Annotated in this window: 30 protein-coding genes and 1 pseudogene; 3 read left to right on the top strand and 28 right to left on the bottom strand. The window is 65.8% G+C overall.

The window, feature by feature from the left end; translation table 11 throughout:
- Nucleotides 1–7 precede the first annotated feature (7 nt).
- The 12 genes from ASC92_RS09565 to ASC92_RS09510 form a co-directional block, all read right to left on the bottom strand.
- Nucleotides 8–784: a molecular chaperone gene (locus ASC92_RS09565; RefSeq protein ID WP_056513854.1), complete on the bottom strand. Its 777-nt coding sequence runs from the start codon at nucleotides 782–784 to the stop codon at nucleotides 8–10.
- 151 nt (nucleotides 785–935) lie between these two features.
- Nucleotides 936–1505, bottom strand: a complete 570-nt coding sequence (locus ASC92_RS09560; protein ID WP_056513851.1) for a fimbrial protein — start codon at nucleotides 1503–1505, stop codon at nucleotides 936–938.
- Nucleotides 1506–1676: 171 nt separating this feature from the next.
- Nucleotides 1677–2720, bottom strand: coding sequence for an NADP-dependent oxidoreductase (locus ASC92_RS09555; protein ID WP_056513848.1), 1044 nt, complete (start codon nucleotides 2718–2720; stop codon nucleotides 1677–1679).
- Between the two features lie 120 nt (nucleotides 2721–2840).
- Entirely contained in the window at nucleotides 2841–4238 is a 1398-nt protein-coding gene (locus ASC92_RS09550; RefSeq protein WP_056513845.1) for a sensor histidine kinase, read from the bottom strand.
- Nucleotides 4235–4933 carry a response regulator transcription factor gene (locus tag ASC92_RS09545; protein ID WP_056513842.1) on the bottom strand — a complete coding sequence of 233 codons (699 nt, stop codon included), beginning with the start codon at nucleotides 4931–4933 and terminating at the stop codon, nucleotides 4235–4237. The genes ASC92_RS09550 and ASC92_RS09545 overlap by 4 nt, the downstream gene beginning before the upstream one ends.
- 88 nt (nucleotides 4934–5021) lie before the next feature.
- The gene (locus tag ASC92_RS09540; protein WP_056513838.1) at nucleotides 5022–5519 is read right to left on the bottom strand and encodes a DUF4260 domain-containing protein; all 498 of its coding nucleotides are present in this window, start codon (nucleotides 5517–5519) and stop codon (nucleotides 5022–5024) included.
- Nucleotides 5512–5976, bottom strand: coding sequence for a Spy/CpxP family protein refolding chaperone (locus ASC92_RS09535; RefSeq protein ID WP_056513836.1), 465 nt, complete (start codon nucleotides 5974–5976; stop codon nucleotides 5512–5514). The genes ASC92_RS09540 and ASC92_RS09535 overlap by 8 nt, the downstream gene beginning before the upstream one ends.
- Before the next feature lie 54 nt (nucleotides 5977–6030).
- The gene (locus ASC92_RS09530) at nucleotides 6031–6417 is read right to left on the bottom strand and encodes a hypothetical protein (RefSeq protein WP_056514129.1); all 387 of its coding nucleotides are present in this window, start codon (nucleotides 6415–6417) and stop codon (nucleotides 6031–6033) included.
- A 133-nt stretch (nucleotides 6418–6550) separates the two neighbouring features.
- Nucleotides 6551–8353 (bottom strand): phosphoenolpyruvate--protein phosphotransferase, encoded by a 1803-nt coding sequence (gene ptsP / locus ASC92_RS09525; RefSeq protein ID WP_056513833.1) that lies wholly within the window; start codon nucleotides 8351–8353, stop codon nucleotides 6551–6553.
- Between the two features lie 145 nt (nucleotides 8354–8498).
- On the bottom strand, nucleotides 8499–8768 hold the full coding sequence (locus ASC92_RS09520) for an HPr family phosphocarrier protein (protein ID WP_056513830.1): 270 nt from the start codon (nucleotides 8766–8768) through the stop codon (nucleotides 8499–8501).
- Nucleotides 8737–9192: a PTS sugar transporter subunit IIA gene (locus ASC92_RS09515; RefSeq protein ID WP_056513827.1), complete on the bottom strand. Its 456-nt coding sequence runs from the start codon at nucleotides 9190–9192 to the stop codon at nucleotides 8737–8739. Before ASC92_RS09515 ends, ASC92_RS09520 begins: the two co-directional genes overlap by 32 nt.
- 132 nt (nucleotides 9193–9324) lie before the next feature.
- Nucleotides 9325–9867 carry a hypothetical protein gene (locus ASC92_RS09510; RefSeq protein WP_056513824.1) on the bottom strand — a complete coding sequence of 181 codons (543 nt, stop codon included), beginning with the start codon at nucleotides 9865–9867 and terminating at the stop codon, nucleotides 9325–9327.
- Nucleotides 9868–9958: 91 nt separating this feature from the next.
- Here ASC92_RS09510 and ASC92_RS09505 point away from each other — a divergent pair, with 91 nt between their 5' ends.
- Nucleotides 9959–10456, top strand: a complete 498-nt coding sequence (locus ASC92_RS09505) for a TlpA disulfide reductase family protein (protein ID WP_056513821.1) — start codon at nucleotides 9959–9961, stop codon at nucleotides 10454–10456.
- 65 nt (nucleotides 10457–10521) lie between these two features.
- On the opposite strand, the gene ASC92_RS09500 is transcribed toward ASC92_RS09505, so the two are convergent.
- Entirely contained in the window at nucleotides 10522–10968 is a 447-nt protein-coding gene (locus tag ASC92_RS09500) for a c-type cytochrome (RefSeq protein WP_056513818.1), read from the bottom strand.
- Nucleotides 10969–11126: 158 nt separating this feature from the next.
- Here ASC92_RS09500 and ASC92_RS09495 point away from each other — a divergent pair, with 158 nt between their 5' ends.
- Together ASC92_RS09495 and ASC92_RS09490 are read left to right on the top strand one after the other, a co-directional pair.
- Nucleotides 11127–11837, top strand: coding sequence for a cytochrome b/b6 domain-containing protein (locus tag ASC92_RS09495; RefSeq protein WP_056513815.1), 711 nt, complete (start codon nucleotides 11127–11129; stop codon nucleotides 11835–11837).
- On the top strand, nucleotides 11834–12421 hold the full coding sequence (locus ASC92_RS09490) for a GNAT family N-acetyltransferase (RefSeq protein ID WP_056513813.1): 588 nt from the start codon (nucleotides 11834–11836) through the stop codon (nucleotides 12419–12421). Before ASC92_RS09495 ends, ASC92_RS09490 begins: the two co-directional genes overlap by 4 nt.
- Nucleotides 12422–12423: 2 nt before the next feature.
- On the opposite strand, the gene ASC92_RS09485 is transcribed toward ASC92_RS09490, so the two are convergent.
- The 15 genes and pseudogenes from ASC92_RS09485 to tuf form a co-directional block, all read right to left on the bottom strand.
- Entirely contained in the window at nucleotides 12424–12930 is a 507-nt protein-coding gene (locus ASC92_RS09485) for a peroxiredoxin (protein WP_056513810.1), read from the bottom strand.
- An 84-nt stretch (nucleotides 12931–13014) separates the two neighbouring features.
- Complete coding sequence (gene rpsQ / locus ASC92_RS09480; protein WP_007838145.1) at nucleotides 13015–13284, bottom strand: 30S ribosomal protein S17; 270 nt, start codon at nucleotides 13282–13284, stop codon at nucleotides 13015–13017.
- A gap of 9 nt (nucleotides 13285–13293) precedes the next feature.
- Entirely contained in the window at nucleotides 13294–13503 is a 210-nt protein-coding gene (gene rpmC / locus ASC92_RS09475) for a 50S ribosomal protein L29 (protein ID WP_056514125.1), read from the bottom strand.
- A gap of 55 nt (nucleotides 13504–13558) precedes the next feature.
- On the bottom strand, nucleotides 13559–13975 hold the full coding sequence (gene rplP, locus ASC92_RS09470) for a 50S ribosomal protein L16 (protein WP_007838137.1): 417 nt from the start codon (nucleotides 13973–13975) through the stop codon (nucleotides 13559–13561).
- A 29-nt stretch (nucleotides 13976–14004) separates the two neighbouring features.
- Nucleotides 14005–14916, bottom strand: a complete 912-nt coding sequence (gene rpsC, locus ASC92_RS09465; protein ID WP_007838135.1) for a 30S ribosomal protein S3 — start codon at nucleotides 14914–14916, stop codon at nucleotides 14005–14007.
- Nucleotides 14917–14933: 17 nt separating this feature from the next.
- On the bottom strand, nucleotides 14934–15266 hold the full coding sequence (gene rplV / locus ASC92_RS09460; protein WP_007838134.1) for a 50S ribosomal protein L22: 333 nt from the start codon (nucleotides 15264–15266) through the stop codon (nucleotides 14934–14936).
- 9 nt (nucleotides 15267–15275) lie between these two features.
- On the bottom strand, nucleotides 15276–15554 hold the full coding sequence (gene rpsS, locus ASC92_RS09455) for a 30S ribosomal protein S19 (RefSeq protein ID WP_007838132.1): 279 nt from the start codon (nucleotides 15552–15554) through the stop codon (nucleotides 15276–15278).
- A gap of 10 nt (nucleotides 15555–15564) precedes the next feature.
- The gene (gene rplB, locus ASC92_RS09450; RefSeq protein ID WP_013543941.1) at nucleotides 15565–16389 is read right to left on the bottom strand and encodes a 50S ribosomal protein L2; all 825 of its coding nucleotides are present in this window, start codon (nucleotides 16387–16389) and stop codon (nucleotides 15565–15567) included.
- A gap of 2 nt (nucleotides 16390–16391) precedes the next feature.
- Nucleotides 16392–16727 (bottom strand): 50S ribosomal protein L23, encoded by a 336-nt coding sequence (rplW, locus tag ASC92_RS09445; protein WP_007838129.1) that lies wholly within the window; start codon nucleotides 16725–16727, stop codon nucleotides 16392–16394.
- A complete protein-coding gene (rplD, locus tag ASC92_RS09440) occupies nucleotides 16724–17344 on the bottom strand; it encodes a 50S ribosomal protein L4 (RefSeq protein ID WP_028259871.1) in 621 nt (206 codons plus the stop codon). The genes rplW and rplD overlap by 4 nt, the downstream gene beginning before the upstream one ends.
- Nucleotides 17344–18024, bottom strand: coding sequence for a 50S ribosomal protein L3 (gene rplC, locus ASC92_RS09435; RefSeq protein WP_056513807.1), 681 nt, complete (start codon nucleotides 18022–18024; stop codon nucleotides 17344–17346). The genes rplD and rplC overlap by 1 nt, the downstream gene beginning before the upstream one ends.
- Nucleotides 18025–18236: 212 nt before the next feature.
- On the bottom strand, nucleotides 18237–18791 hold the full coding sequence (locus tag ASC92_RS09430; RefSeq protein WP_056513802.1) for a hypothetical protein: 555 nt from the start codon (nucleotides 18789–18791) through the stop codon (nucleotides 18237–18239).
- 17 nt (nucleotides 18792–18808) lie between these two features.
- Nucleotides 18809–20389, bottom strand: coding sequence for a hypothetical protein (locus tag ASC92_RS09425; RefSeq protein ID WP_056513799.1), 1581 nt, complete (start codon nucleotides 20387–20389; stop codon nucleotides 18809–18811).
- A 151-nt stretch (nucleotides 20390–20540) separates the two neighbouring features.
- Nucleotides 20541–20855: a 30S ribosomal protein S10 gene (gene rpsJ, locus ASC92_RS09420; RefSeq protein WP_007838118.1), complete on the bottom strand. Its 315-nt coding sequence runs from the start codon at nucleotides 20853–20855 to the stop codon at nucleotides 20541–20543.
- Between the two features lie 21 nt (nucleotides 20856–20876).
- Nucleotides 20877–21060 (bottom strand): annotated as a pseudogene (gene tuf / locus ASC92_RS09415) (elongation factor Tu); the annotation flags it as partial.

Below are 21060 nucleotides of genomic sequence, written 5' to 3'. Positions count from 1 at the left end.
TCGCGTCTCAAGGCGTCGCACTGCGTGCGGGCGGCGAGACCGGCTCGGCCTTCACGACCACCGGCTCGGTACCTGCGGGCACCTTGACGAATTCTTCGGGCGACTCGCCGCCGTAGTCGTTGAGCGTGGTGAAGTTGACCTGGACCGCCTGCGGCGTTTTCACTGCGTTCAGCGGATACGCCATCTCGCCGAACGGCGGCACCATGTCGGCGTTGATCAGCTGCTGGCCGTCGTTGACGTTCAGCGCGGTGAAGGTCACGTGGTAGGCCGTGGGATTGCCGACCTTGAGCACGGCGCCCTGACCCTGCGCACCGGCGCCGACCGCCCACTTGAGCTGGGCGCGCGATTCCTCGGGCTTGCCCGCGAGCTTCGAAGGCCGGTAGAACAGCTTGATGCGGCTGCGCACCGCAATCTGCAGCACGTTTTCTTCCTTCGACTTCTCGGGAATCTCCTTGACATTGAGCCAGAACACCGTCTCGCGATCGGCCGGCAGTTCGCCGCTCACGCGCATGATGCGCAGGATGTTTTCCATGCCGGGGTCGAGCCGCGACAGCGGCGGCGTGACGAGCAGGGGCGTCTTGTTCTTGCCTTCGCCGGCATCGATCCAGGTCTGAACCACATAGGGCGTGGTGCCGGTGTTCTTCACCGGAATGGAAGCTTCGCGGTCCTTTTCACCGAGGATCACGCGGGTGCCGCCGAGCATCACGCCCGCGCCGGCCGGCCACTGGAGACCCAGCATCAGCAGAACGGCAAGAGCCCACCGGAAGCGATTGTTGCTGCACATGAGAAAAAATCCTTGGCGTGGTGAGGCGCGCGACACGCGCACCCCAGCACGGCGGCGCAACGCGGCTCCGCCGGAAAAAACTGGAAGGAGGGAAATGCCGGCGCCGGCCGGGGACGCGGGGTCCGGGCTCGGCGCCGGCGAAGGGCGCTACTTACTTGTAGGCAACCGTGAACTGCGCGACCGAGTTGGCCGGGCCGACCGTCACGGCCGTCTTGGTCGCGACGTACGCAGCCTGGAACTTCAGCGAGTTGTCACCCAGGCCCAGGACGTATTCGCCGGACGGCGAGCCCAGCGCGATCTTGGTGCCGGCGGAATCGCCGAGTTCGATCGCAACGCCCGAAGCAGCGCCCACGCCCACCTGGCCGGCATTGGCCAAGCGCAGATAGCTGGGGTCGTCGAGATCGGCGGTGCCCGAGAAGGTCACGGTCGCGCCCTTGGCGGTTGCGCCGCAACCCAGCAGGTCGATCGTGAAGTTGGCCGGCGTGGACTTCTTGCCGATCGTCGCGGTGCTCACGGGCGGCGTGCCGGTGACGGTGCCGAACACGGTGCGCGAAACCTTGCCCAGCGGCACGGTCAGGTTCTGGCTGTTGGGAGAAATCGAGCACGGCGCGTCGACGATTTCACCGGTGAAGTTGACGGTGCCGTCGGCGGCGAAGGCGCCTTGCGACAGCATGCCGGCCACGGCCAGCGTTGCGAGTTTCACGAATACGGTCTTTTGCATTTTGCGTTCCCTGAGTGTTGATATGACTATGTGACTACCTGCTTTCGGCAAGGCAGGCGCAGTCTAGTAACTCAAGGACGCAAAATGAGCGCCTTCAGCGGCAATTAACTATAGTTAATAGTCTCTTTCGAATACCCGTGAAATAAAGCACCGCTACCGGGCATCGGGAAACTATTCGTCGGAAACCTGCAGCACCAGCTTGCCGAAGTTCTCTCCCGCAAACAGCTTGTTGAGCGATTCGGGGAAAGTGTCCAGGCCCTTCACCACGTCTTCCTTGCTCTTCATGCGCCCGTCCTTCAGGTAGCCGGCCATTTCGGCGATGGCGATGTGATAGCGGTCGGCATAGTCGAACACCACGATGCCTTCCATGCGCGCGCGGTTCACCAGCAGGCTCAGGTAGTTCTTCGGGCCGGCCGCCGGCATGCTGTTGGCGTTGTTGTACTGGCTGATGGCGCCGCAGATGATGATGCGGGCCTTGCGCGCGAGCCGCGCCAGCACCGCGTCGAGGATTTCGCCGCCGACGTTGTCGAAGTAGATGTCCACGCCTTTCGGGCAATGGGTCTTGAGGCCATCGCGCACCGCACCGGCGCCGGCCTTGTAGTCGATGCAGGCGTCGAAGCCCAGCTCTTTCACCACCCAGTCGCACTTGGCGGCGCCGCCGGCGATGCCGACCACGCGGCAGCCCTTGATCTTGGCCAGCTGGCCCACGGTCTGGCCCACCGCGCCGGCCGCGCCGGAAACCACCACGGTCTCGCCGGCCTTGGGCATGCCCACGTCCATCAGGCCGAAGTAGCCGGTCATGCCGGGCATGCCCAGCACGTTGAGCCACTGGGTGATGCTGCCCACGCGCAGGTCGACCTTCACCAGGCCGTTGCGCTTGAGCTCTTCCTGCGGGATCAGGATGTATTCCTGTACGCCCAGCGTGCCGTAGACGGTGTCGCCCACCGCGAACTGCGGGTTCTTCGAGGCGACGACGCGGCCGACGCCGCCGGCGCGCATCACTTCGTCGATGCCCACGGGCGGGATGTAGCTCTTGGCGTCGTTGAGCCAGCCGCGCATGGCGGGGTCGAGCGACAGCGACAGCGTCTTGACCAGCACGCCGCCCTCGGCCGGCTCGCCGACGGGTTCGGTGGTGAATTTCCAGTTCTCGCGCGTGGCCGTGCCTTCGGGGCGTTTGGCGAGGCGGACCTGATGGTTGGTGAGGGGGCTGCTCATGGTGTCTCCTTGACCTTGAATGCCGGACGCTGGCACGGAGGCGCATCGTAGCCGCGGGCTACGGGCGGGCTGGTAGCGCAGGCGACAGCACCCTGCCGGCCCCCGCCAGCTCCGCCGGGCTCAGGCCAGCCGGACGACGATCTGCAGCCCGGGCTCGGCGTTGCGCACCGTCAGCTCGCCGCCGTGCGCTTCGGCGATCAGTCGGCACAGGTACATGCCGAGGCCGACGCCGCCCGTGGCGCGCGCCCGTGCGCCGTCGGTGCGATAGAAGGGCTCGGTCAGGCGCCCGAGCTGTTCGCCGTCCACGCCGGGGCCATGGTCGCGCACCTCGATCTCGATGCCTTGCTTCTTGCCGTCGAGCACCGCGCGCAGCGACACGCAGGGCGGCCGCGGTGCGTCGGCGCTGTAGCGCAGTGCGTTGTCCAGCAGGTTGCGCACCAGCAGGCGGATGCGCATGCGGTCGACGGCATGCGGCGGCAGGCCATCGGCCAGGTCGAGGTGCACGTACTGCGCACCGGGCATCTCGGCCACGATCTCGCGGATCAGCGCCGCCAGGTCGACCGGCTCGCGCAGCAGCGCCACGTGCGGGCTCGCGAGGCGTTCACTTTCGAGCAGGTCGCTGATGAGGTCGCGCATCTCGTTCAAGTCGCGCAGCAGTGCTTCGCGCTCGGCCTGCCCTTCGGGCGTGGCCGGCAGCAACTCGGCATTGAGGCGGGCGCGCGTGAGCGGCGAGCGCAGCTCGTGGCTCAGCGCGAGCAGCAGGCCGCGCTTGGCATCGAGCATCGCCTGGATGTCGTCGGCCATGGTGTTGATGTGCTGCGCGAGGTCGCCCAGGTCGTCGTTGCGGCGCACCGGAATGGGCTGCGTGAACTCGCCGCGGCCGAAGCGCTGCGCGCCTTCGCGGATGTCGATCAGCGGCCGCAGCAGCCGGCTCACGTAGGCATATGCCAGCAGCACGCAGGACAGCAGCACGCCCAGCGTGGCCCATCCGATGATCCGCGGCGCGAGCCGCCAGAGCTTGGGCGCCCAGCCGAAGATCACGCGGTGTCCGTCGGCGGTAGGCCGGATGAACCACTTGTCGCCTCCGAACGCCTCTTCGCGGTCGTGCATCCAGCCGCCGGGGCTGCTCGCGCCGCCGGGGTTGGAGTCCCAGTTGACCTTGGGCCCGACGATGCGGATGGTGATCGGCAGCCGCGCCACCAGCGCCTGCGCCCGCGCCACGTCGGGCGGCGTACCGATCTCCGCGACCAGGCGGTCGGTGTAGTCGGTGAGCATCGGCTTGGCAGCCTCGGCCCAGCCGGTGGAAAAAGACTTCTTCATGCCGACCATGAAGACCGCCGCCATCACCAGCGCGAGCATCACGAACATCATCACCAGCCGTATGCGCAGCGAGCGGCGCCAGCGGCGCTTGCCTTGCACCTTCTCGTGCCACTGCGCATGCCATTGCCTGTGCAGTTCGTCGCGGCGGCAGGCCATCTCGCGCCACGCCTTGCGCAAACCTCCCCGGCGAGATCTCATGCGGGCTCGCTGCGCGCAACGGCCAGCGCGTAGCCGGCGTTACGCAGTGTCTTGATGCAGTCCAGCGGCTCGAGCTTCTTGCGCAGCCGGCTCACCACGATGTCGACCGCGCGCGTGTAGAGCTCGGCCTCGTGGCCGCGCAGGCGGTTGAGGATGTCGTCGCGGCTGAACACCTTGCCGGGCTCGGCCGCCAGCAGCGCCAGCAGTTCGAACTCGGTGCCCGTGAGCTCCACGCGCTCGCCATGGCGCAGCACCTGGCGCCGGTCGAGGTCGATCGACAGGCCGTCGAACACGCGATGCTGCGTAGCGTTGGCCACTGCCTGCGGCGCTGCGCTGCGCTGGCGGCGCAGGATGGTCTGCACGCGCGCCACCAGTTCGCGCGGCTCGAAGGGCTTGGGCACGTAGTCGTCGGCGCCAAGCTCGAGGCCAACCACGCGGTCCATGACCTCGCCGCGCGCGGTGAGCATCACGATGGGAATGTCGCTCTCCTTGCGGATCTCGCGGCACAGCGCGAAGCCGTCCATCTCGGGCAGCATCACGTCGAGGATGGCCGCGTCGTAGGTGCCGGCGCGCAGCTTGGCGAGGCCTTCGCTCGGGCGCACGGCGCTTTCGAGCGTGCAGCCGAAGCGTGCGAAGTAGGTGGTCAGCGGCGCGGCGAGATGTTCGTCGTCGTCGATCAGCAGGATGCGCGGCATGGCGGGATTGTGCCTCCGGACAAGAAAGTGGCGAATGACCTCGCTGACCATCAGACCCGCCGGCATCGCAGTGTCCAGGTCAGGCCCGTCACCATGGATCGGCCCTGCCGATGCGGCCCAGGTGCGTGGCGGCGAAACCCGTCGCGTACTTGAGCCCGTAGCCGAGCGCGCGGTCGAGGCCGATGTGGGCCAGCCAGATCAACCCACCCGCCACGGCCCACGGCATGGCCGCGAACACGCCAAGGGCCAGCAGCAGCACCGGCCCGGCGTACGAATGCGCCGCGTTGTAGAGCGCGGCGCCCACGCGCGGCCCCGCAACATAGCCCAGCAGCGAGAGATCGGGCGCAAGCAGCCAGAGCGCGAACACGCCCCACCCCGCGCCGAACTGGGCGTAGGCGGTGAGCGCCACGCCCAGCACCACGGCGCCTTCGGCACGCAACAACGCGCGCACGCCGCCCACCACTGCAGCCTGTTCGTGGGATACCGCGGAACCGGCTTTGCCGGGCCGCAGGTATCGCCCCCTTGCAGGGGGAAGGCGAAGCGACACGAAGTGCGCGAAGCCTGGGGGTGGGCCAACTTCAGCCATGACGGCTCCAGCGGCGGCCGCCGCGGTCCATGAAGTCGCGCACCTTCTGCTGCTGCGCGGCATTCAGGTTGTCGTAGAAGTCGGCGGCGGCGGCGATGATCTCGGGGCTGCCGTTGCGCACGGCGGTGGTCTTCTCGTCGACCAGGCGCGCGGCGCCGGCCTGGTCGAGCTTGTTGCCCGCGAACAGCGCCTTGAACTGCGAGCGCGGGTCGCCCGATCCGCCGGCGCCGCGCATGGCTTCGCGCTGCGCCTGCAGCTTCTCGGCCAGCACGGTGAGCTTCTGCTTCTGGTTGGCGTCGAGTTCGAGCTTGCTGCCCACGCGCTCGACCATCCTGGCGCGGAAGTCGGCGCTGTCGCCGCCCCAGCCGTGTCGCTGACCGGCACAGCCGGCAAGGCTGCCGGCGACCATCGCGGCGCCCGCGAATCCGAAGAGAGTGCGTTTGATCCAGTGCTTCATGATGATTCCTTGCTCGCCCTCGAGTGGCCCGAGGGCATCGTTGCGGGGGATGCCTTACAGCCGGCTGCTCTTGGCGTTGGCGGCCGCGGCGCGCGCGTCGACAGGGTTCTGCATCGTCGAGACGACCTTGCTGTTCACGCGCGAGCCGGACGACACGTTCTGGTCGGGGGCCGATGCGGTGCGCACGGCTTCGGCGACGATGCGCGCACGCTCGGTCGACACAGCCATGCCCTCTGCGCCGCGCGAGCCGCGCACCACGTTCTGGTCGGGTGCCGATGCGGTGCGCACGGCTTCGGCGTTGACGTCGGCGCGGCTCTTGGCCGACACGGCGGCTTGCACGCCGTCGTAGCTCTCGGCCTTGGCGCCGGCGGCGGCGAGCATGGCGAAGGAGCTGATCGCGATGACCCGGGAGAACGAGACGGAGGTGGATACGAACTTCATGATGCAGGCCTTTCTTTCAGGGTTGGAAGAGAAGGCCTGATCGTGCTTGCGGCGCTTCCGCAAGTCCTTTCACCGCGGTTGCGGCATGTATCGTTTCTTTTCACTCACCCGCAAGGGTGAGTGAAAAGTACGCTCAACCCGCCATGGCGGCGGCGGGATCGTCCGATTCGAGCACGCTCTTCGCCCACGCTTCGAGCTTGCCGGTGTCGGCGCGCAGCACCTCCTGCTTGACCGCGAGGATGCGCGAGGGGTGCATCGAGAAGCTGCGCAGGCCCAGCCCCAGCAGCAGGCGCGTGAAGGCTACGTCGCCCGCCATCTCGCCGCACACGGCCACGCCCTTGCCCTGCCGCCGGCACTCGGCGATGGTGTCGGCCACGAGGCGCAGCACCGCCGGGTGCGCGGGGTCGTAGAGGTGCGCCACCGACTCGTCGGCACGGTCGATGGCCAGCGTGTACTGGATCAGGTCGTTGGTGCCGATTGACAGGAAATCGAAGTGCTTCAGGAAGATGTGCAGCGTGAGCGCCGCCGCGGGAATCTCGATCATTGCGCCGAGCTTCACCTGCCCGTGCACGGCACCGCGGTTGTCGAGTTCGGTGCGCGCGAAGTCGATCAGCGACAGCGTCTGGCGGATCTCGCTCGCGTGCGCGAGCATGGGAATCAGCAGGTGGATTTCGCCGTGCGCGGCGGCGCGCAGGATGGCGCGCAGCTGCGTGAGGAACATCGCCGGGTCGGCCAGGCTCCAGCGGATGGCGCGCAGGCCGAGCGCGGGGTTCAGGTGCTCCTGCTTGTTGACCGACTTGCCGTCCAGCGGCTTGTCGGCGCCCACGTCGATGGTGCGGATGGTGACGGGCATGCCCTGCATGCCCTCGACCGCGCGCTTGTAGGCCTGGTACTGCTCCTCTTCGTCGGGCAGGCGGGTCTGGCCCGTGGTCGACTCGCGGCCCATGAAGAGGAATTCGCTGCGGAACAGCCCCACGCCCACCGCGCCGGCCTTGACGGCGCCCAGGGTGTCCTCGGGCATCTCGATGTTGGCGAGAAGTTCCACCCGCTGGCCGTCGAGCGTGACGGCGGGCTTGTGGCGCAGCCGCGCGAGCCGGCCGCGTTCGAGGTCGCCCTGGCGCTGCTTGAAGCCGTACTCGGCCAGGATGATCGGCGACGGATCGACGATCACCACGCCAGCGTCGCCGTCGATGATGACCCAGTCGTCCTGGCGCACCAGCTGGCTCGCGGTGCGCGCGCCGACCACGGCCGGGATGTCCATGCTGCGCGCCACGATGGCGGTGTGCGAGGTGCGACCGCCCACGTCGGTGACGAAGCCGGCGAACACGCTCTTCTTGAACTGCAGCATGTCGGCCGGCGAGAGATCGTGCGCGATGAGCACCAGCGGCACGTCGATGCCGTCGCCCGCGGTGGGGTCGTCGTTCTCGTCGTCCTGGGAGGTGGCGCGCTTGCGGCGAGGTGGGCTCGGCGCGAGCACGGCGGCCGTGCCCTTCATGCGGTGCAGCAGGCGCTCGACCACCTGCTCGAGGTCGGCCTTGCGCTCGCGCAGGTACTCGTCTTCCATCTCGTCGAACTGGCGCGCGATGATCTCGAGTTGCGTGGTCAGCGCCCATTCGGCGTTGTAGAGCCGCTCGGTGATCCAGTGCTTGACGCCGCCGGTGAGGACCTCGTCCTGCAGCAGCATCTGGTGCACCTCGAGCAGCGCCGAGAGTTCGTGCGGCGTGTCGTTCGGGCCCATCTGCGCGACGTTGGCCTGCAGCTTGATGAGCTCGTCGGCCACCGCGTTGCGCGCGGTGCGCACGCGGTCGATCTCGGTCTCGATTTCTTCAGGCTTGATGAAGTAGTGGGCGACGTCGATGCGGCTCGACACCACCAGCACCGCGCGCCCGATGGCAATGCCACGGGCGACGGGAAGGCCGTGGACTGCAAAAGTCATGACCTAGGCCTCGTGGCCGGCGCGAGCGCGCAGCGCACGCGAATTCGCGGGATGCCGTCGAACCGGCTTCGCCGGGCGACTGGCATCGCCCCCTGCAAGGGGGTTGGCGTTTACACGAAGTGAAAGAGCCTGGGGGTGGACCATTTCATTCGCCTTCGCCGAACTTGTCGTCCATCAGAAGGACGATGGCGTTGATCGCTTCATCTTCCTGCTCGCCGTTGGTTTCGAGCTCGACGGTGCTGCCCAGTCCGGCGGCCAGCATCATGACGCCCATGATGCTCTTGGCATTGATGCGGCGGTCGCCGCGGGAGAGCCACACCTCGCAGGGAAAGCTGCCTGCGAGCTTGGTCAGCTTGGCCGATGCGCGTGCATGCAGGCCCAGCTTATTGCTGATGGTCACGGATTTCTTGATCACTGTGCTTTCTTTTTGCCTGGTTCTGGGGAGCCGCCACCGCCACTTGCATCACGCCCGCAGTGCCGCCCGCGAGGGCGCGCTGCACCAGCGTATCCAGGGGCTCGTGCCGATAGGTGACGGCGCGCAGCAGCATCGGAAGATTGGCCCCCGCCACCAGCCGCGACCGGACGCCGTCCACCAGCTTCTGCGCCACGTTGCAGGGCGTGGCGCCGAACACGTCGGCCAGCACCAGCACCTGCGAGCGCGGCGTGTGCAACTGCTGCGCGAGCGTGATGCGCGCGGCGGCCAGCGTTTCTTCGGGCGACACGTTGGGCAGGACGTCGAGCGCGACGATGGCCTGCTCGCAATCGGGAAACACATGCAACGCGCACTGCCGCAGCGCGTGCGCGAACGGTGAGTGGGCGATGATGAGGATGCTGTTCATGCGGGGCGGAGGGCGACGCATCGATTATGCGGGGGCGCCCAGGGGAAGTAGATATACGACACAACGCAGCAGCCCCGAAAAACGGACAGTCTGCCAACCGGGACAGCTATCAGAACCATAGCAAGCTGGCGCTCATGGAAGCCGCAGGCCCTCGAAGAAGGTCTTCGAGGCTTCGGGCGAAGAAGGCTTGCCCAGCACGGTGGCCTGATAGAGCGCCACGGTGCCGTCTTTCTGCGACTGGGCAAACCAGAGTACCTGCACCGGCACTGATGCGCCCTGCTGCTGCAGCGGCTGGGCATCGAGCCGCAGCGGCGCGGGCGCGGCGGTCGCGCGCTGGACACTGGCGGGAGTTTGCGCCACCTGCGCCTCGCCCAACTGGCCGCGCGTAGCGGCATGCCAGACGCGGAGCCAGGCCTCGGCTTGCTCGGGGCCGCTGGCGGAGGCGTGCGCGATGGCGAAGGTCGCGCCGCCGGCATCGCAGCCCGTCATGTCGACCTGCACCGATTCGGCACCCAGCGGCAGGGCGCGGGTCGCACGGTCGGCCTTGCAGGGCAGCAGCACGATCAGGCCGGATTCGGCGACTGGCACTTCGCGCCAGTTGAAGGTCGGGCTGCAGGCGGCGAGCAGGGCTGCCGCTGCCAGTACGAACCGGGATTGGGGAACGGGAAACGGCATCGGGGGACGATTATCGAGCCGCGCCCGGGCCCCGCGAGCACGATCCGGCGGGCGGAACTAAAATCGCGCCGCCCTTGTCTTCCGTGTTGCCATGAAGAAATACATCGCCGCTGCCGCCGTCGTCCTCGCATTGGCCGCCGGCGTGGGCGTGTACCTCGGCTCCGGCACCACGGCCGCGCCGGCCTCGACCTTCGTGCTGCTCGACGGCACGCAAAAGAGCACGGCAGACCTGAAGGGCAAGGTCACCCTGGTGAATTTCTGGGCCACGAGCTGCGTGACCTGCGTCGGCGAAATGCCCAAGGTCATCGCGACCTACGACAAGTACAAGGCGCAGGGCTACGACACGCTGGCGGTGGCCATGAGCTACGACCCGCCGAGCTATGTCGTCAACTTCGCGCAAACGCGCAAGCTGCCGTTCAAGGTGGCGATCGACAACACCGGCAGCGTGGCACAGGCCTGGGGCGACGTGAAGCTCACGCCGACCACCTACCTGGTCAACAAGCGCGGCGAAATCGTGAAGCGCTATGTGGGCGAGCCCGATTTTGCCGAACTCCACAAGCTGATCGAGAAGCTGCTGGCCGAGGCCTGATCTTCCGCTCCTCCCGCAAGAAGGCGCTCCCGAAAGAGCACCTTTGTTTTTCGCGAGGCGACGGTTTACTGGTTGCGGAAGCTGTCGTGGCAAGCCTTGCAGCTCGCGGCGGTGGGGCCGAACTGGGCCTTGAGCGCGTCGAGATTGCCGGCCTTGGCGGCGATCATCAGCTTGCCAGTCTCGGCGATCAGCTTCTCCTGGCGCTCCTTGAACTTGGCGTCTTCCTTCCAGATTTCGGGCTTGGCCTTGCCGCCCTCGGTGCTAGCGCCGAAGGCCGTCCATGGCAGCTTTGCCATGTCGGCGACCATTTCGGCGTTGGCTGCAGCTGCCGAGGCGTCGTAGGGCGCACGTCCGTTGGCCATGGCGCCGAGGCGGGCGAAATGCTGGCTCATCACGAACAGCGCGCTCTGGCGGTACTTGATGGCGTCCTCGGGCTTGGCGAACTGCGCTGCCGCGGGCAGGGACAGGGCAGCGAAGGCGGCTGCAAGGGCGAACGGAGCAAGTCGGGTCATCGGGGGTCCTCGTTGTGGGGAAAACGCCGTCGGGCGCGGCGCTGCGGGCGAGTGTAGGGGCGGGCCGCATCCGGCGCATAGCAACAACCCGAAGCAGGCCGGGGCCTGGACTTTGCTAATCTGCGCCTTCCGCAGCATTGCGCCCCGCGCCTTCCTCGATGACCGATTCTTCCGTGGCCGCCTTCCCGGCGGCCTCAGGCTCCAGCGCCCGCACGCGGATCTGGGACCTGCCGACGCGCCTTTTCCACTGGGCGCTGGCCGCAGCCGTCATCGGCATGATCGGCACCGGGTTGAACGATGCCATGGAATGGCACTTCCGCCTGGGGTACGCGGTGCTCGCGCTGCTGCTGTTCCGGCTGCTCTGGGGCTTCGTGGGCGGGCGCTGGTCGCGCTTTGCGGCCTTCGTCTACGGCCCGGGGTCGATGGCGGCCTATCTGCGCGGACGAGCGCACCCGGACCATCTGGTCGGGCACACGCCTCTGGGCGCACTGTCGGTGTTCGCGGTGCTGGCGATCCTGGCGTTGCAGGTGGCAACCGGGCTGATGGCGGATGACGAAATCTCGGCATCGGGGCCGCTCACGCGTTTCGTCTCGGGCGAGTTCGTGAGCCTGGCCACCGGTTGGCACAAGGCGCAGGGCAAGTGGATCGTGATCGCCCTCGTGAGCCTGCACGTGTTGGCGGTGCTGTTCTATGTGCTGGTCAAGCGGCACCGCATGGTGCGACCGATGGTGACGGGCGACAAGCTGGTTTCCGCCGAGAACTGCCAGGTGGCGCCGAGCCGCGACGACGCGGCGTCGCGCTGGCTGGCGCTGGCGCTGTTCGCACTGTGCGCGGGCCTGGCCTACTGGGTTTCCTCTTTGCGCGTATGAGCTTCTCTGTTTCACGCCCCCTGCCGCTGTCGGCCATGCCGGCGGTCGTGCTGCTCACGCCCGAAGAAGCGCACGAGATCGAGGCCACACGCGCGATCTTCCGCGATTACGCGGGTTCGCTGGACATCGACCTGGGCTTTCAGGATTTCGACGGCGAACTGGCGCAACTGCCGGGCGAATACGCCGAACCGCGCGGCATGCTGCTGCTGGCGCTGGTCGATCCAGCCAACGTGAAGGAGGAGGCCGGGCGCGAGGCGCCGACCCTGCGGCGCGCCGACGGCACGTTGGCACATGTGGCGGGGTGCTGCGCGCTGCGCCCGCTCGACAGCGCGGACTACGCGAACGCCGCCGAGATGAAGCGCCTGTACGTGCGCCCCGGCTTTCGAGGCCTGGGCCTGGGCCGGCAACTTGCCGAGGCGATCCTCGATGCCGCGCGCAGCGCGGGGTATGGTTGCGTGCTGCTCGACACCCTCGACGACATGGAATCGGCGCGCGCCCTCTACGAAGACCTGGGCTTCGCGGAGGTGCCGCCCTACTATCACAACCCCGTTGCCGGGGCCCATTACCTGAAAGTGGAGCTCTAGGCTCAGCCGCGGGCCTGGGCCAGCAGCGTTTCGGCGTTGCTGACCTCGAACTTGCCCGGTGCCTCGACGTTCAGCGAGGCGACCTTGCCGTCCTTCACGAGCATCGAGTAGCGGTTGCTGCGCAGGCCCATGCCGCGGCCGGTCAGGTCGAGCGTGAGGCCGGTGGCCTTCGCGAAGTCGGCGCTGCCGTCGGCCAGCATGCGCACCTTGGCGCCGGTCTTCTGGTCGCGCGCCCAGGCGCCCATCACGAAGGCATCGTTCACGCTCACGCACCAGATCTCGTCCACCCCGGCGGCCTTGAAGTCGTCGAAGTGCTGCACGTAGCCCGGCACGTGCTTGGCCGAGCAGGTGGGCGTGAAGGCGCCGGGCAGCGCGAACAGTGCGATGGTCTTGCCCGCCGAAGCCTTGGCCACGTCCACGGCGTTCGGGCCGATGCTGCAGCCTTCGCCCTCGACTTCGGAATATTCCTGCAGGGTGGCCGAGGGAACGGTGTCGCCGACTTTGATCATTGAAAGTGCTCCTGAAAAAGAAAAACGGCCCACATTGTGGGCCGTTTCCGGATTGGCTGCCCCGAGGGGGGCTCCAATGATTGATCAGACCAGAACGGCCTTCTCGACCAGACGGGTCACGACCCAGTTCTTGGTCTTCGAGATCGGACGGCTCTCCGTGATCTCGATGGTGTCGCCCAGCTTGTACTCGCCCTTTTCGTCATGGGCGTGGTACTTGCTCGTCTTGGCCACGATCTTGCCGTAGAGCTCGTGCTTCACACGGCGCTCGACCAGCACGGTCACGGTCTTGGCACGCTTGTCGCTGACCACCTTGCCGATCAAGGTGCGCTTGAGGGATTTTTTAGGTTCCGTCATGTTCACTCCTTACTTGGCGGCGGGGGTTTCTTGCTGCTTCTGAGCAAGAATGGTCTTTGCGCGAGCGATGTCGCGACGCGTCACGCGCAGCGTCGAGGTGTTCGACAGCTGTTGCGTGGCCTTCTGCATGCGCAGACCGAAATGGGCCTTCTGCAGTTCCTTGACTTCGGTTTGCAGCGCCGCGACGTCCTTCGTGCGCAGGGTTGCAGCCTTGGTCACCTTGGCCGGAGCCGCGGTTTCTTTTTTCTTACGGGTTGCCATCAGTGTTCTCCTCTCAGGCGCCGAGCTGGCGAGCGACGAACGTCGTACGCAGCGGAAGCTTGGCGGCCGCCAGGCGGAACGCTTCGCGAGCGAGTTCTTCGGGCACGCCGACGATCTCGAACACGATCTTGCCGGGCTGGATTTCGGCGACGTAGTACTCGGGGTTGCCCTTACCGTTACCCATCCGCACTTCAGCGGGCTTGGTAGAGATCGGCTTGTCCGGGAACACGCGGATCCAGATACGGCCACCGCGCTTCACGTGACGCGAAATCGCGCGGCGAGCGGCTTCGATCTGGCGTGCCGTGAGGCGGCCGCGATCGGTGCATTTGAGACCGAAGTCACCGAACGCAACCGAGTTACCCGTGGTTGCGATGCCGGTGTTGCGGCCCTTTTGTTCCTTGCGGAACTTTCTGCGTGCAGGTTGCAGCATGTTTTGTTACTCCGTAGTTCTAAGACCGATCACTCGGTCTTGGCACCGTCAGCTGCTGCAGCTGGCGCGGCTTTGCGGACGCGCTTAACGGCGGGTTTCGAGTCACCGGCACCGCCGGTTGCTTCTGCAGGCTTGTCGCTGCCATCGGCCGGGGCGGTGTTGCCACCGATCGGGCCGCGAGCACCGGCGCGCGGGCCGGGACCACGCCGGTCCGAACCCGGACGGTCGCCACCCGGGCGGCCATCGCGGCGCGGTCCGCGCGGACGACGTTCTTCTTCAGGACGCGGCGTTTCGACGGCCGGCAGGTCGTTGCGACCCAGCGTGTCGCCCTTGTAGACCCAGACCTTGACGCCGATGACGCCGTAGGTTGTCTTGGCTTCCGAGGTGCCGTAGTCGATGTCGGCGCGCAGGGTGTGAAGCGGCACGCGGCCTTCGCGGTACCACTCGGTACGTGCGATTTCGATGCCGTTCAGGCGGCCAGCCGACATGATCTTGATGCCCAGGGCACCCAGACGCATGGCGTTTTGCATGGCGCGCTTCATGGCGCGGCGGAACATGATCCGCTTTTCGAGCTGCTGCGTGATGCTGTCGGCGATCAGCTGCGCATCGATTTCGGGCTTGCGCACTTCTTCGATGTTGACTGCCACCGGCACGCCGAGCTGCTTGCCCAGTTCGCGCTTGAGGTTCTCGATGTCTTCGCCCTTCTTGCCGATCACGACGCCCGGACGTGCCGAGTAGATCGTGATGCGTGCGTTCTTGGCGGGACGCTCGATCATGACGCGCGAGACCGAAGCGTTCTTCAGCTTCTTCTTCAGGTATTCGCGAACCTTGATGTCTTCGGCCAGCATGCCCGCGAAATCGCGGTCGCTTGCGTACCAACGGCTGGACCAGTTACGGGTGACCGCAAGGCGGAACCCGGTTGGGTGGATTTTCTGTCCCATATTTCTTCCAGGCCTTCTTAGTTGCCGACCGTCACGTACACATGGCACGTGGGCTTGCTGATGCGATTGCCGCGACCCTTGGCCCGAGCGGTGAAACGCTTGAGCGTTGCACCTTGCTCGACGTAGATGGTCTTGACCTTCAGCTCGTCGATGTCGGCACCGTCGTTGTGCTCGGCGTTGGCGATGGCCGACTCGAGCACCTTCTTGATGATCACAGCGGCTTTTTTCTGCGTGAACTGCAGAACGTTGAGCGCTTGATCGACCTTCTTGCCGCGGATGAGGTCCGCGACCAGACGGCCCTTGTCGACCGACAGGCGGACACCGCGGAGGACTGCACGTGTTTCAGACATGGTCGTTCCTTACTTCTTCTGGACTTTTTTGTCCGCGGGGTGCCCCTTGAACGTGCGCGTGAGCGCAAATTCGCCGAGCTTGTGGCCGACCATCTGGTCGGTGATGTACACGGGCACGTGTTGCTTGCCGTTGTGCACAGCGATGGTCAGACCGATGAACTCGGGCAGAACCATCGAGCGGCGCGACCAAGTCTTGATCGGCTTCTTGTCCTTGGTCGTCACGGCCTTGTCGGCCTTGGCCACGAGGTGGTGGTCGACGAAAGGACCCTTTTTGAGAGAGCGAGTCATTGGCTATCCCTTACTTCTTGCGACGCGACACGATGAAGACCTGCGTGCGCTTGTTGTTACGGGTGCGATAGCCCTTGGTCAGATTGCCCCATGGGTCGACAGGATGGCGGCCTTCGCCAGTCTTGCCTTCGCCGCCACCGTGCGGGTGGTCGACCGGGTTCATCACCACGCCGCGAACGGTCGGGCGGATACCCATGTGACGCTTCGCACCGGCCTTGCCGAGTTGGCGCAGGCTGTGCTCTTCGTTGGCCACTTCGCCGATGGTTGCACGGCATTCGATGTGGATGCGGCGCACCTCACCCGAACGCATGCGGACCTGGGCGTAGACGCCTTCGCGAGCCAGCAGCGTGGCCGACGTACCGGCCGAACGCGCGATCTGCGCGCCCTTGCCGGGCTGCAGTTCGATGCAGTGGATCGTCGAGCCGACCGGGATGTTGCGGATCGGCAGGGTGTTGCCGGCGCGGATCGGGGCTTCGGCGCCCGACAGCAGCGTTGCACCAGCTTCCAGACCGCGCGGGGCGATGATGTAGCGGCGCTCGCCGTCGGCATAGCAGACCAGAGCGATGTGGGCGGTGCGGTTCGGGTCGTACTCGATGCGTTCGACCTTGGCCGGGATGCCGTCCTTGTTGCGCACGAAGTCGACAACGCGGTAGTGGTGCTTGGCACCGCCGCCACGATGACGGATCGTGATGTGGCCGTTGTTGTTGCGGCCGGCCTTCTGGAACTGGGGTTCCAGCAGGGGAGCGTGAGGAGCACCCTTGAACAGGTGGTCACGCGAGATCTTCACCGCGCCGCGTTGGCCCGGCGAAGTGGGTTTCATCTTGATGACGGCCATGATTAAGCGCCTTCCCCGACGAGGTTGAGCTCTTGACCGGGCTTCAGGGTCACATAGGCCTTGCGAACGTTGTCGCGGCGGCCGATGGACTTGCCAAAGCGCTTGGTCTTGCCCTTGGTGTTGAGCACCGACACGCCCTGGACTTCGACCTTGAACATCAGTTCGACAGCGGCCTTGATCTCGGGCTTGGTGGCGTCTTGCAGCACCTTGAAAGTGACAGCGTTCGACTTCTCACCGACCATCGTTGCCTTTTCGGACACGATCGGCGCGACCAGCACCGCCATCAGGCGGCCTTCTTCGAACGTACGTTCAGCGGCGGTAGGGTTCACGCGGCTCATGCGAACATCTCCTTGAGCTTGTCGACGGCACCCTTGGTGACCAGCACCTTCTTGTAGTGAACCAGCGACACCGGATCGGCGTAGCGGGGTTCGACCACGAGAACGTTCACCAGATTGCGCGAGGCAAGGTACAGGTTTTCGTCGACTTCTTCGGCGATCACGAGCACGGACTCGAGATTCATCGCCTTGAAACGGGCTGCCAGCGGCTTCGTCTTGGGCGAATCCACGGTCAGCGAATCCACCACGGCCAGACGGCCTTCGCGAGCGAGCTGCGAGAAGATGGCGGCCATGCCGGCGCGGTACATCTTCTTGTTGATCTTCTGCGAGAAGTTTTCGTCAGGCATGTTCGGGAAAATGCGGCCGCCTCCGCGCCACAGGGGCGAGGACGTCATACCGGCACGGGCGCGGCCCGTTCCCTTTTGCTTGAAAGGCTTCTTGGTCGAGTGCTTGACCTGTTCGCGGTCCTTCTGGGCGCGCGTGCCTTGGCGGGCGTTGGCCTGGAATGCAACGACGATCTGGTGGACCAGGTCTTCGTTGTAGTCACGGCCGAACACGGTCTCGGGGGCGTCGTACTTCGACGCGGCCTGGCCTTGCTCGTTCAGGAGTTCGAGTTGCATTACTTCGCTCCTTCAGCCGCTTGCGGCTTGGCCTTGATGGCGGGACGCACGGTGACGAAGCCACCCTTCGAACCCGGGATCGCGCCCTTGATGAGCAGCAGCTGACGTGCTTCGTCGATGCGGAACACGTCGAGGTTTTGCGTCGTGCGGGTGACGTCGCCGAGGTGGCCCGTCATGCGCTTGCCGGGGAACACGCGACCGGGGTCTTGTGCCATGCCGATCGAGCCGGGCACGTTGTGCGAACGGCTGTTACCGTGCGACGCGCGCTGCGAGCTCATGTTGTGGCGCTTGATCGTGCCAGCGAAGCCCTTGCCGATGGAAGTGCCTTGCACGTCCACCTTCTGGCCCACGGAAAACACGCTGCCGGCCGCGATCACGCCGCCAGCCTTGTGCTGACCTGCGGTATCTGCGGTAACGCGGAATTCCTGGATGATTTCACCAGCTTCGACACCCGCCTTGGCGAGGTGGCCGGCTTCAGGCTTGGTCACGCGCGATGCTTTGCGCGAACCGAACGTCACCTGCAGGGCGACGTAGCCATCGGTCTCTTCAGACTTGATCTGGGTCACACGGTTGTTGGACACATCCACCACCGTGACAGGAACTGCGTCCCCGTCATCGGTGAAGAGACGCATCATCCCCACCTTGCGGCCCAGCAACCCGAGGGAGTTGCTCAGACTCATTTGTTTTCTCCAAAAATGGAAGACTTCCTTCGCCGCTGCCACTTCAATTGGCGACAGCGTTTGGCCGATTCCCCAAGGTTCCCGGCCTGCGAAAGAAGGTTGATAAATCTCTGCCCGAACTACACCCGCATGGACGCACCAAGGGCAGAGCCAGCGATTATAGACCGCGGTGCGAGTACATTGCAAGGCGGCTGTTGCGCCTGCTTGAGGGCCTATTTAGGCTCTTTTGGCTCTTTGGCGGGCAAGGAGATGATCTTTTCGCCCTCGGCGGACGATTTCACCTCGCCGGCACCCTTCATGGCCGGCGCCGCCGATCCGGTCTGCACAGGGATCGCGACGATGCTCATGGCGCCGTTCTGCGTAACAAAGACGTTCAGGTAGGCGAGGCCCTCGCGGTCGCTCGTCACCGTGGCGGTGGCGGTCGTACGCTGGCCGGCCGGGAGGTCCAGGCTGCTGCTCGTCGTCAGGGTCAGCCCTGCATCGGCCGTCAGGCGTGCGGTGGCACCGGCCGGATCGCTCACGCCGTCGAACTGCAGAACGACAGAAACCGGCCGGCCGACCTGAGCCGCGCGGTCGATCCTGTACTGGATCACGACACCGGAATCATTGGGCTTGCGCGCCGCGACCGTCATGGGCGCATGGCGCGAAGAAGCGGCGTGCTTGGCCGCTCGGGGCGCGGGCACGCCGTCCGCAAAAACCGGCGCCGACGTGGCAGCGAGCGTCAGCCATGCCGCAACGGCAATCATCGAGCTGGAACGGGGATTCATGGCGGGCTTCCTCACTGCTATTGAATGGTTACGTTGAAGCACGTGCTTGCGGCGGAATTGTTGAGATCGTTGACAACCAGGACATAGTCGCCGGCCGACAGGTTGACCGAGCTGGTGTTGCGGCTCACCACACCACCTTTGTAGATCGCGAAATTGGCGCTGGCACCCACCGGCGGGGAGACCACGAACTGGTAACTGCGGCTGGCTGGAGCCGTAAACCTCAAGTACGCAAAACTGCCGAGCTTGTTCCCATCGCGCTGCGGATCTGCGGCATTCGTCACGCAAGCCTGGGTAATCGAACCGCCGATCGCCGCCGGCTTGTACATCGGCAGCACGATCGGCAAGCCGCCATCATTGCCTTCCGATGAGCCATAGGCATCGCTGCCGGCCACAATGTTCTGCCCCGCCAGCAGCGCGGCCAACGCCTGCGCACTGCCCGGCGCCGTCGCATTGAATGCCGCCGTGAACGGATGGATCGACGTGACCGGCGCACCACTGCGGAACTGGAACCCCGTCATCGTGTCGTGGATCGGCTTGAACCCGACCTGCTGGTTGAGATTCCAGAAGATCGACTGGATCGAGGATTCGCGGAACCAGCCTCGGTTGGTCGCCGGCCCCTGCGTGAGATCGAGACTGCCTCCCTGGGCCTGGCCAGGGCCACCCGAATCGACATAGTTACTGCGTCCCAGCGCAATGCCCGACCAGCCGTTGCCCCATCCTTCGGAGAAGGCAAGCCGGCGATCGATGAGTTCGCTCGTGGAATGCGCGCCGCCCGTCGAATCGTCCCGACTGAAGGAGGCCTGGTAGTAGTGGCCCCACTCGTGCGCGATCACCGGCGCATCGAATTCGTCGGTGTCCACATCCTCTTTGCCGAGCACATAGATCTCTGCACCCGAACTCCTGCCGATGAAGAACGTGGTGCCGATCTGCCCCAGCGCGATGCTTCCGCTGGCGTTGGTGTTGTTGACGCTCCAGAACACCTTCAGCGACGGAAACGTCGTCGCCGGCGCCACCGACAGCACCTTCTGCATCGCGGCATAGATCGTGTCCATCACGGCGAACGGCCCGGACACGCGCTGGCTGGTGTAGCTCGATCCACCCCAGCCGCTGCCGGCACGCAGGTCGCGGGTGAGTGCCGCGCCTCCGGTGGAGAACGCCGAAGACTGCATGGAATAGATCGCGTTCGACTGGGTGTTGTCGCGCACGGTGACATCCCAGCTCGGCGCCGAACCGGTGCGGGTCAATTGGGCCCGCACCCGGACGATGACGGCCGTATTCGCCGGAACGTTCACGGCATAGGCGCCGCCGTCGTCTGTGGAGGTCGTGGCCAATTGGCTGCCGCTGGTGGCTTCGAGCACTTCGACAAAAGCGCCACGCACCGGCTTGACCGAGGTGTCGGCGTACACGAGTCGCCCGCCGGGATTGGGCACGGACTCGTAGGTGGCCGTACCGCTCAGGGCGACCGGCGTCGTTGGCACAGGAAGTACAGGCAGAAAGGGAAGACCGCCGCCACCTCCTCCACCGCCGCCGCAGGCGGTCAACAACACCGCCGCGATGCACGCCATCAAACCGGACGCAAAAGAGATGCCTTGTCTCATAGCTGTGCTGCCCTCGTTTCAACTGCATGGCGCCCCGCCCCATGGGGACCGCAGACCGGCGAGGATGCCACATTCGTGAGACAAAAAACAAAGCCCGCCTGCATTTCTGCAGGCGGGCTTCGTCAGTAACCGCGGCGCGAAGCCGAATGGATTACTGCAGCTTGATCTCGACGTCCACGCCGGCCGGCAGGTCGAGCTTCATCAGCGCGTCCACGGTCTTGTCGGTCGGGTCGACGATGTCCATCAGGCGCTGGTGCGTGCGGATTTCCAGCTGGTCGCGCGAGGTCTTGTTGACGTGCGGCGAACGCAGGATGTCGAAGCGCTTCATGCGGGTCGGCAGGGGCACGGGGCCCTTGACGATCGCGCCGGTGCGCTTGGCGGTGTCCACGATTTCAGCGGCCGACTGGTCGATCAGCTTGTAGTCGAATGCCTTCAGGCGGATGCGGATTTTTTGCTTGGTAGCCATGGTGTTTCCTTTACGTCCGGCTTAGATGTCGAGGATCTTTGCCACGACGCCCGAACCCACGGTACGGCCGCCTTCACGGATGGCGAAGCGCAGGCCTTCTTCCATCGCGATCGGGTTGATCAGCTTCACGGTGATGCTGACGTTGTCGCCGGGCATGACCATTTCCTTGTCCGCGGGCAGCTCGATCGCGCCGGTCACGTCCGTC

It is taken from the genome of Variovorax sp. Root411, from assembly GCF_001425205.1.
Lineage (GTDB): Bacteria > Pseudomonadota > Gammaproteobacteria > Burkholderiales > Burkholderiaceae_C > Variovorax.
This window is presented reverse-complemented; position numbering and strand designations above follow the sequence as displayed.

Bases quoted from the DNA above. Each gene is read 5' to 3' on its own strand.
- rplW (WP_007838129.1), bottom strand. From the start codon at position 16,727: ATGAGCCGCGTGAACCCTACCGCCGCTGAACGTACGTTCGAAGAAGGC.
- ASC92_RS09505 (WP_056513821.1), top strand. From the start codon at position 9,959: ATGAAGAAATACATCGCCGCTGCCGCCGTCGTCCTCGCATTGGCCGCC.
- ASC92_RS09565 (WP_056513854.1), bottom strand. From the start codon at position 784: ATGTGCAGCAACAATCGCTTCCGGTGGGCTCTTGCCGTTCTGCTGATG.
- rplC (WP_056513807.1), bottom strand. From the start codon at position 18,024: ATGAGTCTGAGCAACTCCCTCGGGTTGCTGGGCCGCAAGGTGGGGATG.
- rpsC (WP_007838135.1), bottom strand. From the start codon at position 14,916: ATGGGACAGAAAATCCACCCAACCGGGTTCCGCCTTGCGGTCACCCGT.
- ASC92_RS09490 (WP_056513813.1), top strand. From the start codon at position 11,834: ATGAGCTTCTCTGTTTCACGCCCCCTGCCGCTGTCGGCCATGCCGGCG.
- ASC92_RS09540 (WP_056513838.1), bottom strand. From the start codon at position 5,519: ATGGCTGAAGTTGGCCCACCCCCAGGCTTCGCGCACTTCGTGTCGCTT.
- rplB (WP_013543941.1), bottom strand. From the start codon at position 16,389: ATGGCCGTCATCAAGATGAAACCCACTTCGCCGGGCCAACGCGGCGCG.
- rplD (WP_028259871.1), bottom strand. From the start codon at position 17,344: ATGCAACTCGAACTCCTGAACGAGCAAGGCCAGGCCGCGTCGAAGTAC.
- ASC92_RS09500 (WP_056513818.1), bottom strand. From the start codon at position 10,968: ATGACCCGACTTGCTCCGTTCGCCCTTGCAGCCGCCTTCGCTGCCCTG.
- ASC92_RS09545 (WP_056513842.1), bottom strand. From the start codon at position 4,933: ATGCCGCGCATCCTGCTGATCGACGACGACGAACATCTCGCCGCGCCG.
- rpsS (WP_007838132.1), bottom strand. From the start codon at position 15,554: ATGACTCGCTCTCTCAAAAAGGGTCCTTTCGTCGACCACCACCTCGTG.
- ASC92_RS09515 (WP_056513827.1), bottom strand. From the start codon at position 9,192: ATGAACAGCATCCTCATCATCGCCCACTCACCGTTCGCGCACGCGCTG.
- rplP (WP_007838137.1), bottom strand. From the start codon at position 13,975: ATGCTGCAACCTGCACGCAGAAAGTTCCGCAAGGAACAAAAGGGCCGC.
- ASC92_RS09555 (WP_056513848.1), bottom strand. From the start codon at position 2,720: ATGAGCAGCCCCCTCACCAACCATCAGGTCCGCCTCGCCAAACGCCCC.
- rpsQ (WP_007838145.1), bottom strand. From the start codon at position 13,284: ATGACGGAACCTAAAAAATCCCTCAAGCGCACCTTGATCGGCAAGGTG.
- ASC92_RS09425 (WP_056513799.1), bottom strand. From the start codon at position 20,389: ATGAGACAAGGCATCTCTTTTGCGTCCGGTTTGATGGCGTGCATCGCG.
- rplV (WP_007838134.1), bottom strand. From the start codon at position 15,266: ATGTCTGAAACACGTGCAGTCCTCCGCGGTGTCCGCCTGTCGGTCGAC.
- ASC92_RS09530 (WP_056514129.1), bottom strand. From the start codon at position 6,417: ATGAAGTTCGTATCCACCTCCGTCTCGTTCTCCCGGGTCATCGCGATC.
- ASC92_RS09510 (WP_056513824.1), bottom strand. From the start codon at position 9,867: ATGCCGTTTCCCGTTCCCCAATCCCGGTTCGTACTGGCAGCGGCAGCC.
- ASC92_RS09535 (WP_056513836.1), bottom strand. From the start codon at position 5,976: ATGAAGCACTGGATCAAACGCACTCTCTTCGGATTCGCGGGCGCCGCG.
- ASC92_RS09430 (WP_056513802.1), bottom strand. From the start codon at position 18,791: ATGAATCCCCGTTCCAGCTCGATGATTGCCGTTGCGGCATGGCTGACG.
- ASC92_RS09560 (WP_056513851.1), bottom strand. From the start codon at position 1,505: ATGCAAAAGACCGTATTCGTGAAACTCGCAACGCTGGCCGTGGCCGGC.
- ASC92_RS09485 (WP_056513810.1), bottom strand. From the start codon at position 12,930: ATGATCAAAGTCGGCGACACCGTTCCCTCGGCCACCCTGCAGGAATAT.
- ASC92_RS09550 (WP_056513845.1), bottom strand. From the start codon at position 4,238: ATGAGATCTCGCCGGGGAGGTTTGCGCAAGGCGTGGCGCGAGATGGCC.
- rpsJ (WP_007838118.1), bottom strand. From the start codon at position 20,855: ATGGCTACCAAGCAAAAAATCCGCATCCGCCTGAAGGCATTCGACTAC.
- ASC92_RS09495 (WP_056513815.1), top strand. From the start codon at position 11,127: ATGACCGATTCTTCCGTGGCCGCCTTCCCGGCGGCCTCAGGCTCCAGC.
- ptsP (WP_056513833.1), bottom strand. From the start codon at position 8,353: ATGACTTTTGCAGTCCACGGCCTTCCCGTCGCCCGTGGCATTGCCATC.